The organism is Myxococcales bacterium, from assembly GCA_023898405.1.
In the GTDB taxonomy this organism is placed as follows: Bacteria; Myxococcota; UBA727; order UBA727; family JABDBI01.
On the sequence record CP060221.1, the window covers coordinates 1,481,967 to 1,493,803 of the forward strand.

General features: G+C 39.9%; 12 protein-coding genes, 2 tRNA genes and 1 other RNA gene. 10 read left to right on the forward strand and 5 right to left on the reverse strand.

Annotated elements, in window-relative coordinates:
- Nucleotides 1-56 precede the first annotated feature (56 nt).
- Nucleotides 57-971, forward strand: coding sequence for a hypothetical protein (locus H6731_06715; protein ID USN49963.1), 915 nt, complete (start codon nt 57-59; stop codon nt 969-971).
- A gap of 11 nt (nt 972-982) precedes the next feature.
- Here H6731_06715 and rph read toward each other — a convergent pair whose 3' ends face one another.
- The gene (rph, locus tag H6731_06720; protein USN49964.1) at nt 983-1,732 is read right to left on the reverse strand and encodes a ribonuclease PH; all 750 of its coding nucleotides are present in this window, start codon (nt 1,730-1,732) and stop codon (nt 983-985) included.
- A 166-nt stretch (nt 1,733-1,898) separates the two neighbouring features.
- Between rph and H6731_06725 the strand changes: the two genes are divergently transcribed.
- From H6731_06725 to dnaX, 6 genes are all read left to right on the forward strand, one after another.
- Nucleotides 1,899-2,813 carry an SPFH domain-containing protein gene (locus H6731_06725; protein ID USN49965.1) on the forward strand — a complete coding sequence of 305 codons (915 nt, stop codon included), beginning with the start codon at nt 1,899-1,901 and terminating at the stop codon, nt 2,811-2,813.
- 78 nt (nt 2,814-2,891) lie between these two features.
- Nucleotides 2,892-3,383 carry a hypothetical protein gene (locus H6731_06730; protein USN49966.1) on the forward strand — a complete coding sequence of 164 codons (492 nt, stop codon included), beginning with the start codon at nt 2,892-2,894 and terminating at the stop codon, nt 3,381-3,383.
- Between the two features lie 228 nt (nt 3,384-3,611).
- Nucleotides 3,612-3,702, forward strand: a tRNA-Ser gene (locus H6731_06735).
- A gap of 20 nt (nt 3,703-3,722) precedes the next feature.
- Nucleotides 3,723-3,812, forward strand: a tRNA-Ser gene (locus H6731_06740).
- Nucleotides 3,812-3,897: signal recognition particle sRNA small type (gene ffs / locus H6731_06745), an RNA gene on the forward strand. The genes H6731_06740 and ffs overlap by 1 nt, the downstream gene beginning before the upstream one ends.
- A 15-nt stretch (nt 3,898-3,912) precedes the next feature.
- Entirely contained in the window at nt 3,913-5,577 is a 1,665-nt protein-coding gene (gene dnaX, locus H6731_06750) for a DNA polymerase III subunit gamma/tau (protein ID USN49967.1), read from the forward strand.
- A 280-nt stretch (nt 5,578-5,857) separates the two neighbouring features.
- Here dnaX and H6731_06755 read toward each other — a convergent pair whose 3' ends face one another.
- Complete coding sequence (locus H6731_06755; GenBank protein ID USN49968.1) at nt 5,858-6,469, reverse strand: DUF3788 family protein; 612 nt, start codon at nt 6,467-6,469, stop codon at nt 5,858-5,860.
- A 565-nt stretch (nt 6,470-7,034) separates the two neighbouring features.
- Between H6731_06755 and H6731_06760 the strand changes: the two genes are divergently transcribed.
- Both H6731_06760 and H6731_06765 read left to right on the forward strand, forming a co-directional pair.
- Nucleotides 7,035-7,409, forward strand: coding sequence for a hypothetical protein (locus H6731_06760; GenBank protein USN49969.1), 375 nt, complete (start codon nt 7,035-7,037; stop codon nt 7,407-7,409).
- 7 nt (nt 7,410-7,416) lie between these two features.
- On the forward strand, nt 7,417-7,623 hold the full coding sequence (locus H6731_06765) for a hypothetical protein (GenBank protein ID USN49970.1): 207 nt from the start codon (nt 7,417-7,419) through the stop codon (nt 7,621-7,623).
- Between the two features lie 235 nt (nt 7,624-7,858).
- Here the strand turns inward: H6731_06765 and H6731_06770 are convergent, their stop codons facing one another.
- The 3 genes from H6731_06770 to H6731_06780 form a co-directional block, all read right to left on the reverse strand.
- Nucleotides 7,859-8,848 (reverse strand): hypothetical protein, encoded by a 990-nt coding sequence (locus H6731_06770; protein ID USN49971.1) that lies wholly within the window; start codon nt 8,846-8,848, stop codon nt 7,859-7,861.
- Nucleotides 8,849-9,062: 214 nt separating this feature from the next.
- Entirely contained in the window at nt 9,063-10,379 is a 1,317-nt protein-coding gene (locus H6731_06775; protein ID USN49972.1) for a PhoH family protein, read from the reverse strand.
- A 129-nt stretch (nt 10,380-10,508) separates the two neighbouring features.
- Nucleotides 10,509-10,748 (reverse strand): 30S ribosomal protein S18, encoded by a 240-nt coding sequence (locus tag H6731_06780; GenBank protein USN49973.1) that lies wholly within the window; start codon nt 10,746-10,748, stop codon nt 10,509-10,511.
- A 424-nt stretch (nt 10,749-11,172) separates the two neighbouring features.
- Between H6731_06780 and H6731_06785 the strand changes: the two genes are divergently transcribed.
- Complete coding sequence (locus H6731_06785) at nt 11,173-11,736, forward strand: hypothetical protein (protein ID USN49974.1); 564 nt, start codon at nt 11,173-11,175, stop codon at nt 11,734-11,736.
- Nucleotides 11,737-11,837: the final 101 nt, after the last annotated feature.

Consider the following 11,837-nt stretch of genomic DNA (forward strand, 5'->3'; position numbering starts at 1 on the left):
AAGCAGAGGGTAAAGCTATGTTGGTGATTCTAGGAAATATTATTAAGAGGTTTTCGATGAAATTTTTGTTTTTAATATTCCTATTTCAATGTTTTTCATGCGTCTTAAGTAACGAAAACTCTCCATTGCCAAGTTCAAAACAAGCGAACAACTCCACGCAAAATAGTGATGAGAAAAAAAATACGCCTCTTTGTGTTAAAGAATTTGTCGATGGGCTTGATCTTGGAAACCCGCAAACTTATCCCGATCAAAGAACCCAAAAAACTATTGATTATGTAAAAAATACCAAGAAAGAATTGAAACTTGCTGTAGGGGTTAGCAATCGGAATGCAGAACTAAGAAGATTTTACAATGAGTGTCATGATTGGGTTTTGTTGGATATTAACGGTGTGGCTAATGGACCTGATTTTTTGCATATGGACGTGGGAGACCTCTATCATTTGACCAAACTTGCTGATCAGCTAAGTGATAGATTTAATCTTATTGCCATAGATTATTCGGTTACACGATTGGTTAGGGATTTTAGGTGGAATCATATTTTTCAACTTTTGAGAATGCTTAAAAAGAATGGGCATATGGCTCTTTGGTATGATGAAAATCCATTTCAGATAGGCGCAACAATTAAAACAAATCATGAATTTAATGATGCTCTCGCTCGAGCCAAAGAAAGCCTAAGGCTAGTAAAAACTGTGCTTGCTAAGTTTAGCAGTGATAGGCCTGCTGGAATATATGGATTTACAACTCTGAGTGCTGTAGACTTTAATATTAAATTTTACCAAAAACTTTCTTCAGCTGAAGATGAACAATGGCTGAAAGTTGTATCCGAGTACGATGAAAATAAACGCGAACTTTTAAAGAAGAGTTTTTCGCTCATGAATATTGATATGAAATTTGTACAGGGTAATTTTCCTTTACCCCGTGGGCATTTTGATTATTCAAAGCTTAAATATATTCGCCTAACAAAAAATTAGGCAAAGTATTCTTATCTATGAAACATAATGCCGCACTGTTTTAAAAGCTCTTTATTTTGCAAAGCGATGATCTCGCTGAGAGCTCTTTGTCCTAGAGCATAAATCTGATCAATGTGTGCTTTGTTCATAGGTGTTCGCTCGGCAGTACATTGAAATTCAATGACCTGTTCACCATTCGATCCCACTAAGTTACAGTCCGTATCAGCTTGAACATCTTCTTGATAGTTGAGATCGAGCAGCACTTGATCTTTGACAATTCCTAAAGAAACCGCTGCAACCGGGCGCACGATGATATCTTCCATGGTTTTCATTTTAAGCTGCCCATTTTTTAGCAGACTTGCCACATGAGCACATACAGCCACGTAAGCTCCTGTAATGGAAGCTGCCCGTGTGCCGGCATCAGCCTGAATAACATCGCAGTCTATAAGGAGGGAGCGTTGACCTAAGGCATCAAGATTTACGGCTTGGCGCAGGGAGCGACCGATGAGACGAGAAATTTCAACCGAACGACCATCATTTTTAAGCTTGGCTATGGCACGCGGTTTTCTTTGAACGGTCGAGCCTGGAAGCATATTGTATTCAGCTGAAAGCCATCCACCGGCGTCAAGGCGATGGTGAGGTACGCGAGTTTCACTGGTTGCTACCACAAGGACTTTTGTGTTGCCCATACTCACCATGACTGAGCCAGGGTGATGTTTTAAATAAGCGATTTCAAATTTGATGGGTCTAAGTTGGTCATTGCTGCGGCCGTCGTTGCGCATCTGATACTCCACTATATAAAAAGTAAGGACAACTCTAACAGGCAAATTTAATTATGCGACCCCCGGTTTTTTGGGGGAGACATGGTTTTGAAAATTAAAAGCTTGTTATTAATGTGCAGACTAAAGCGCGCTTTGAATTCAATAGTGTTATTTGTGAGAGGTTAAGATGGGAACTATTATACTAATTATTGCTGCGTTAATTTTATGTGTTTTACTGTATGATTCATTTTTTACGGTTAGGCAGCAGACTATTGGTTCGGTAGAGCGTTTTGGTAGATTTGTCAGAACAGCCAGTACGGGTTTAAATTTTAAGATTCCTTTGATCGAAAAAGTTGCTAAGGTGATCGACCTTAGGATTCAGCAGATGGTTGTTGAGGTTGAGACCAAGACCAAAGATAATGTCTTTGTGAGAATGCATATTGCTGTGCAGTATTACGTATTAGAGAATAATATTATCGATGCCTTTTATCGTTTGAGCAATCCTGTTTCTCAGATTCAGTCTCATGTGCTTGATATTGTGCGAGGACAAGTTCCTAAGATGGAACTTGATTTGGTATTTGAGAATAAAGATATTATTGCGTTAACCGTAAAAAATGATTTAAGCCATTCCATGAATCAATTTGGCTATGAAATCCAAACGACATTAATTACGGAAATCGATCCTGATAAAAAAGTTAAGTTGGCCATGAATGACATCAATGCTGCTCAAAGAGAAAGAATAGCCGCCAATGAACGAGGAGAGGCAGAGCGAATTTTGGCTGTGAAAAAAGCAGAAGGGGAAGCCCAGAGTAAGGAGCTTCAGGGCAAAGGGATTGCCAATCAAAGACGTGCTATCATTGATGGTCTTCAACAGTCGGTAGAGTTATTTCAAAAGGCTATTGCTGGATCAAGTGCTGATGATGTCATGAAGCTTGTTATTATGATTCAGTATTTAGATACATTAAAAGAGATCGGTACATTAGGTAAATCAAATACAGTTTTTTTGCCACACTCTCCAGGCAGTTTAAGCGAGCTCATGAATCAAATTTCTAGCGCAATCATGGCTGCAAACTCGTGTGAGGCTGGGCCAAAGGAAGGATGAGTGATCGCTTCTGCTAAAACAACCAATTTAATTCACGGTCGAATTAAATCTTACTAATATTGAGTGGGAGATCTGCTTATGTGTCAATTTGCCTTTTATTTTTGCTTAGTTGCAGTATTTATTTCACCGATTTCCCGTGCCGATTTTTATTGTTCGGCCGATTTTTATCTTGAGAAGCGTTTGAAAAAAAAATGGAATTATCAAATTTCTCATGCTCAAGAATTAACTTCAGAAAAACACAAAGAAATTAAAGAGATAGGGCCATTTGTTATTGTGAAAGATTTTGATGGTGATTGGGTGGTTAAAATTTATAAAGTAAATAGTAGTATTGATAGCAGAATTATTAGTGCGTTTCGTTTTAATCCATTACATGAAGACATTTTTCAACCCGTAAAAATGAGCACTGAAGAATGGGAATTAGATATTATTTGTAAAGTAGAGCATGAGCCAAAGGCAGCGAATATTTTAAGACCTAAGAAAACTCCTCGCAAGAAGCGCTCTTTCAGAAATTCTTTGATCATTGCCAAAGACTCTTTTACTACCCTTGAGTTTAAGCGCCTGTGGAAATGAAAAGATTATTTAGGGAGTTGTATTCTTTGAATAGCTGGTTAAGTTTGCACCTTCTGTTTCAATTCGCTCGAAAAAAATTTTTGTGCAAACTACAAAGAAATTTTGTTGAGTTGAATAGTTTGGATAAGTAGAGTGCGAGGATGTTATTTCCGTAGGAAATATTTGGGATGATTTCCGTAGGGGGTTGCCTAATCGTTTTTTTTTTGAGCAGTTGTCGATCGATGTATTGGACAGCTGGCCGAGCGGTTGAAGGCACCTGATTCGAAATCAGGCAGGCTCTTTTTGGGTCTCGGGGGTTCGAATCCCTCGCTGTCCGCCAACACACCTTTGGTGGTATTTGGAGAGGTGGCCGAGAGGCTGAAGGCGCACGATTGGAAATCGTGTATACTGTAACAGGTATCGAGGGTTCGAATCCCTCTCTCTCCGCCATTGCTGTGCGACTTATTACTTTCAAACCCCGCCAGGCCCGGAAGGGAGCAACGGTAGAAAGCAAATAGGGGTGCACGGCATTTTTTTTTGAGGCATGAGTGTGAGTCACCTAGTTTTAGCCCGCAAGTATCGGCCACAGTTTTTTGAGCAAGTGGTGGGTCAGGAAGTTGTTGTTTCAACCATTAAAGCAGCTATAGAAAAAAATCGCATTGCCCATGCTATGTTGTTCACAGGCAGCAGAGGCGTAGGAAAAACAACGATCGCTCGTCTGGTGGCTAAAGCCCTTGTGTGTACCCAGAGAGATGGGGCTGAACCCTGCGGGAAATGTGCTCAATGCAGTGCGATCGATAATTTTTCTTCCTTGGATGTGATTGAAATTGATGGAGCTTCGCATACTGGTGTTGATGATGTGCGAGAGCTTCGGGATAGCGCACGCTACCAGCCAACGTCTGCCAAATATAAAATTTTTATCATTGATGAAGTGCACATGCTTTCGATCAGTGCATTCAATGCCCTATTAAAAATTCTTGAAGAACCGCCGGCTCATGTGATCTTCATTTTTGCAACAACCGAAGCTCATAAAATTCCAAAAACTATTTTGTCGCGGTGTCAGCGTTATGATTTCAAGCGAGTTGCTGTTGCCGTTATTCAAAAGGCGCTTAGAGATATTGTCAAAAAAGAGGCTTTAAACTTTGCCGATGATGCATTGCTGTTGATCTCAGAGTTGGCGGATGGTGGCATGCGCGATGCTCTGAGTATTTTGGAGCAAGTTATTACCTCCGAGCGAGAAGTATATTCATCAAAAGTTATAGCAGAGATTTTAGGGGTGGTAAGTCATCAGGCTGTTAGACAGTTAGCTTATCACCTCATCGAGCAAGAAGTCGGGCCTGCGCTTGCTATTGTAAAAGAAGTATATGAGAGTGGTCTTGATCTGTGTCAGCTGAGTGATGCACTTGCCGCTCGATTTCGTGTTCTTTCTTTATCGGCTCATCTGGATGATTTCAAAGAAGCATCAACTTTAATTACCGGTCTTGAAGAAGAAGAATTTAATGAAGCCCACAGTTTTGAGCGAGCTGACTTAAAACGGCTTTTTGCCATGGCTCTCGATGGAATGGCTCAGGTGTTTCAAGCAAAAAAACCTCTCTTGGCTTTGGAGCTTTTGGTTTTGAGATTGGCTATGCGGCCGCCTATGAGCGAGGCCACTACCATCAATTTTTGCCTCAATAAACTCGATGCCATTTTGCATAATCGCCCTGTGCCTTTGGAGTTGCCTAAGGAACATGGGGAGCAGATGAAAGCTCAGCCACCTAAAAAAGATACTCCCAAGCCAGAAGTGAAGAGTGCTAATGTTTTGGAGCTTTTTAGTGTTTTGCTTAATCAATTGAGTGAAATTGCGCCAAGCCTTGCAAGCCATCTGCGCCATGCTCAGCCCAGTGTTCGAGATGGAGTTTTGCATTTAAGTTTTTCTTTGTCGCTGCATTATGAGTTTGCACAGCAATACAAAAGTCATCCACAGCTATTGAAACTTGTCAGAAAAATTTACGAGCAATCTCTAGAAATATCTCTAGAGCTATTAAAAAGTGCTGAACCACAAACCAAAGAATCAGCAAAGACTGTAGCTCAACACGAAGAGCAGCAAATAAAGGCAGCGGAGCAGGCGCTTTATGATGAGGCGAGTTCTCATCCAATCGTTAAAAAAACTTTAGAAATTTTTGGCGGTGATATTGCTACGGTGGAAAAAATTCCTACTCATGATTTGGGATAATAAAAAACAGTCTGTTAGAGACCGTTTTGAATGAAATCTAGTGAGCGTTTGATTTGGAATAAAGAGCTTAAAGGCTATCTGCTCTTAGTTAGAATACTGCACCGTGTGGCTTCGAGGTGAATTGGCTAGGTCGAGTTTTTTCTATCTACCAGGCAACATTAATGCTGTTTTTACACAGAAATAAATAGAAGAAGACTTTATCATAAAAGTAATTTGGTTCACGATAATTATTTAACTTAGAGCCTCCCCACGATAGGGGAAGCCAGGAATAAAGGGTTTATCAACCTCTTCCTCCTTTTAAAATAACACTGAGAGAAAATTGCTTTGGAGGCCCCATCTGTGTAGGGAGCTCTTTTGGGGGAGCAATTTTTAATGGCTTGCGTCCTGGTTTGCCAGGCGCCTTTGCAGGCCCAGGATCGCGTTTTTTGATGCGCGGAGGAGGGGGGCCATCTTTTGGTTTTACTCCTTCTTTAGCAAGCGCTCTGAGCTTTCCGTCTACGAGTGATAGAAAAGCCTCTAGGTCGCCTCGAGTGGCAAGTTGGGCTTCTATCCAGCGCAGAGGACCTTTTTTGGGTGTCATTTCGTAGAGCGCTCGCGCTCGAGGAGAAAGTTTGTCGTCCTTATCAAGGTAGCTGCCGACTTTATCTCCAACACCAACAAGTCCCATCAATGGGTTTTGAGCCAAATAAATTCCGCATACGGTTACTTCGCCAATGCAAAACCTTGGAGCCCAGCCACTTGAAGGTCCATACCAGTACATTTCTGGATAGAGTTTTCTTTCTTCTAAAGCTTTGACCGTTTCTTGGTAACGGGGCCAACGATTGCCTAAAATTGCGGATAAAGAGGCATCGTCAGGAATGAAGTCTTTATCTTTAAGTGGGCTTTTTGCCATTTTTTACCCCTTTAATTGCGGTTTATTCATGCATTGACTAAATCACTTAAAAACTGGCAGCTTGATGGGTATTGCTACCTTTGTTTGTTACAGCGAAATTACGCCCTATTTTATATGCACAAAAAAACCAAATACTAAATACCCGTACAAGAATCTATTTTTTTTGATTTTAAGATTTAAAGCCCAAAGGAGCTGAATTTTTCTGTTTTTGGTGAATAAGATGCTCGTCACAACTAGCTTATTGAAATTTTTTGGCAATTTTTAATGATTGATTGAATTGTTGATATTAACTGAAAAACTTTTGACAGTTTTTTTGTAAAAAAAATTTTGTTTCAATATTAAAGTCCAAGGCAATCGAGCCACGATATTGCTGCTAAATATTATTTAGCAGCTACCTGTAGCATCCTTTAGCGACTTCGGCAAAAGCTTTAAAGAAGAAGTTGCTTTTTCTCATCGCTGACAAAAACCACTAAGGCATTTATTGTATGTTCGGATTTGTTAATCCATTATGGTAGCAGGAGATTGCTTTGTTAGATTTTAACTTTTTAAAAAGGTTGTTGATATCATGAAGAAAATTTTAGGCACTTTATTGGTCTCAATAATATTAAGTTTTCAGGCTAATACTGAACTAGCTCACAGGGTTGGTGCTCAACTGGGTGGCATATTTTTACTTAGTGGTGGTGGAGCTTCGTCTGGCATGGTCTATCAATTCGCGTTTCATAGAAATTTTGCGTTGGAAATTAATGGCAATTATAATTTTGGCGTAATGTTTTTAGGGCAAGGGCCAACTCATTCAGGGGGCTTAGATATATCTTTGCAGGCTATGCTTTATAATTTTGGAAATAAAGATTTCTCTAAAGGATTTGGTGTAGGTCTGGGTGGTGGTTTTCACTATTTGGCAGATTTTAATCAAAATATGTTTATGGAAAAAAAAAGGTGACATCTATGTGCACAATAAAGGGACCTTTTTGCTCTTTCCTTTGATGGTTGAAATATTTTATCAACATTTATTTGATAATAATTGGTTTATTAAATCGGGAATTAAAGGCTATGTGGCTCAGTTTGCTCACCAACTTGAGGGTTCAAAAATAAGTACGAGCTCTGTGGCGATAATTTTGCCATCGTTATATTTTGACGTGGGGTACTCTTTTTAGTATCGCCCTAAGGAATGTCTGAAGTTTTTTTTAAAAGCAGCATAGCTGCTGGGCACGCTACAAAAAACATGGGCCACAACTCAAAACCTTAGTATTGTCTGCATTTGAATAAAGCTTTGGTTTATTGGGCCCTCATTATTGCACTACAGTTGAAAGCGGCAAACTGCTGCGGAACTATCTTAAAAAAGTATTCCGCAACTAGCTACAGCAAGCCTGTTAAGCCACTAGTCCTGAGTTAGAGGCACAATTTGTCATGAGCAGCATAAGCTACCACATTTGGAGCGTATACATTTTTTATAGTATCGAAAACAGAGTCTCCCTCCTCTTTAGTATCTTCGGCAAGCGTCATATCAAGAGGAATTGTGGAATAGACAACCCCGCCCAGACCAGAGCAATAGGAAAAGGTAATCACATGTTCAGGATCGCTCGTGGTAAGAATGCTTTTGGAGTTTTGAGGAAGCGTGTTCTTATAAGCAAAACCTTGAGCTAGATTGGAGCCATCGAGGCTTTCGCTTGTGAGGACTCCCCGAGGCCCTTTGGTGATACGGGTATCCGATGTAGCAATCTCAATGTTACGAATTTCTTCAATATCAGAACTTAAATCAAGCTGAGCTAAGTTGGGAAGAGCTGTTTTAGCGCTATCCTTCAATTGATCATGAAACACCAAGCGGCCACCTTTATTGATCCAATCTGCTATTGCAGGCACTGTTGCCTGAAATTCTAAGGCCTTGTTTTCATCATCGCAATTGACAAGAAATAGCACGTCGATGCTTTTAAGGCTTTCTTGTGATAGATCAGGTAGCTTTAGTGGCGAGAGAGGAGCGGTTGGAGTGGCTGCAATTTTTATCGTTTGCTGTTGCGATGCTGTTCCTTCGTTTACGCAGAGGTCAAAAAAACCTACCAACTGGCGGGACTTTTTTCGATTATCTTTATTGTCTTGACCCATTCCGTACTTTTGTGAACCAATGCCGCCTTTTTTCATAAAGCTTTCTTGTTTATCTTTGCCAGGTTTTGGTTTTAAGTCTGGACCCTGATTATTATTGTCAGCTTCCTCAGTGCTGTCAGCCTCACTGGCAGGCGCGGTCTCTATTTTTTCATCAGCGCCATATTCAGACTTAATCTCATGGCTATTATTTTTAGAAGCATTTTCTATTGATTGATTGGAGCATGAGCTTAGGAGTGCTAAGCCAAAAAAACTTGCAATGAAGTTTTTATTTTTTTGCATTGGTCACCTCAAGGTGTCTGCTAATTATTCAGACGAACTATCAAATTGAGTATTAAAAAATAAGTGAAAAATATGGTGATTAATTTAAATTAAAAAAATATATAAATATAAACAGTGCCTTAATAAAGGTAAAAAAATACACGAGATATCACACAGAGTGATCAGTAGTATTGGAAATCATTACCTCAATTTAGTCTTTTTGCTAAAATATTTTTTAAAGTAAATTTGCTGCTGCTTCGGCAAGCTTGGAGCGCTCTCCTTTTTTCAAGCGTACATGTCCAAAAATTCCTTGATTTTTAAAGCGGTTAACAACATGTACTAGGCCATTATTGGTGGAGTCGACATAAGGGTGATCAATTTGGTAAGGGTCACCGGTGAGGATTATTTTTGTGCCTTCACCAGCGCGGGAGACAATAGTTTTAACTTCGTGAGGAGTGAGGTTTTGAGCCTCATCAATAATCATAAATTGAGATGCGATAGAACGGCCTCTGATATAAGTGAGGGGCTCTATTTGTAAAAGATCCAACTCGATAAGTTCTTGATAACTTCGTTTATGTTGTTGGCGTGAAAAGTGTGAACGTCCCATAATGAATTCTACATTATCAAAAATAGGTTGCATCCAAGGGTTGAGTTTTTCCTCGACTGTTCCCGGCAAATAGCCTAAGTCACGACCCAGCGGAAAAATGGGACGGCTAACCAATAAACGCTGAAATCTTCTTTCATCCGCCACCAAGTGAAGCCCTGCAGCGATAGCGAGAAGTGTTTTTCCTGTACCCGCCTTTCCTACCAAAGTGACGAGCTGAATTGAATCATCGAGCAAAAGATCGAGTGCAAACACCTGTTCTTTGTTTCGCGGACTAATGCCCCAAACTTCTTGGTTATGCTTAATAATTGGGCGTAGGATGTTATCGCTTGGAGAAAGGCGAGATAATGCTGAATGCGAAGGATTGCTGTTATTTTTTAGGATAGCAAACTGGTTTTTCAGTAGCTGCGAATTGTCGAGCGAGAGCGTATTTGCGCTGTAGAATTGATCGATTTTTTCCTTTTCGATTTCAATTTCTCTGTAGCCGGTATAGAGCTCGTCAATTTTTGTTGGTTCAGGTTCAAAATTTTCTGAACGAATACCAAGCGCATCAGAACGGATACGTAGGTTGGTATCTTGAGTAATAAATACGACTTCTTGTTTGCCTTTGAGAAGTTCTTGGGCATCGAATGCAACAGCTAGAATACGGTTATCAGCGCTGCGTTCTGAGGCTAATTCCTCGGGAAGAGAACGGCTAGAAGTGGCAACCTTTAATGTACCGCCAGATTCTAACTTGACACCTTTGGCCAGAGAGCCAATGTTTCTAAGCTCATCGAGAATACGGCTTACTTGGCGAGCATTTTGCCCTAATTCTGAAAGCTCTTTTTTAAAATTATCAATTTCTTCCACAGCATAGATCGGGATAACGATATCATTATTACCGAAATTAAATAGTGCCTGCGGATCATGCAATAACACGTTAGTATCCAGGATAAAGGTTTTTTTCATTGAGCTGCCCCCACAAAAAAAGCGACCTTTAACCTTGTCGCTTGATACACTCTTATTTTATAAAAAAAGCCCCATAGGGCTATAGTAGCATATGGGGTCTCGTAATCTGCTAAGAATGCAGTTTATTTTTTAAACTTCAGCATTTCTGAAAGGCAACAGACCTGCAGCTCGAGCTCGTTTAACAGCCTTTGTTAGCTTGCGCTGATTGATCGCTACGAGTCCAGAACGACGAGACGGCAAAATCTTGCCTTCTGGCGAAATAAAGCGACGTAGAACGTCGACATTTTTGTAGTCGACTTCAGTTTTATTCTGAATAAAAAAATCCGCTAAGCGTCTTTTGCCGCGTGATAATGCAGTATTTTCCGACATAATTCTCCACTCTAATCAGTCATCCTAAAGCCTCGTTTCTGCCGCAATAGTTCCTTTTGATCAAGAGGGATTGCGGATCTTTTGCTTTGTGAAGTTAAAAGCAGTGATTAAATATTTTTTATTTTGAGAGCTAATCTGTTGTTTTTATGGTGATTATTAATAAAGTGTCTAGTGTTTTATTTTTCTTGCTTGCAGATAGAAAGTTTCTCGTTATGATTAATTAGCGACTGGTTGCTTGCTAGAGCCTAAGTGGCCCGATGAGGCGGTTTTTTAATCGCCTGGTTTAAGCCGGGGTTTTGTGTACCCCGGCTTTTTATTGTCTGCCAAGCAGAATGACACTTTAGTTTTTTCTATTGCGCTGTTGCGAAAATAAACGAAAAAGTCTTTTTCAAAATAAAGCGAGGCTGAGTCTTGTTTAGTCACTATGGCTAAATATGTTTTTCTTATCTTTACTTTTATGTCTCTGAGTTCTTCAGTGCGGTGCGAAGCTTTCGGAAATAATTCGTTAAACATTCCTCATGTAGGTGCCATTTTTTTTGATTCTCTTTTTTCTGAGATACAAAAACCTTGGGGGATAGGCACCCAATGGAGTGTTGGAACAAGCTATAAGCAAGCTTTAGACTACCAATGGTGGTGGGTAGTCGAAACGACATTCGCGAGCGGGACTCTTAGTTTTGATGATGAGGAATTTGTATCTAGTTTTTTAGGCGGAGCGGGGGTGCGCTATAATTTTTTATATGAAAATTTAAGACCATACTCTGGAGTGCTGCTGCATTATCTTCAGTTTTTAGGGAACAAAGCTAAAAATTTACCTCTTAATTTGGATTGGCCAATTTTTGTAGGTTTGAAGCCTCACCTAGGAATTGAATGGCTTTTTTATTCTGAAATGGCCTTAGTTTTAGAATGTGCTTATGCTCTATATTTTAATATCCATGAATCATTCAAACACGCTCTATTTTCCCATGTTTCATTCGCATTTTATTTTTAGTCAGTGAAGAGTAACTATGGAATTTATCAATGAATTTTTCGCTTCAGAGAAATAAGAGGGCCCTTATGGCTAAAAATTTTTTTATCACACGGGGAAGAGCA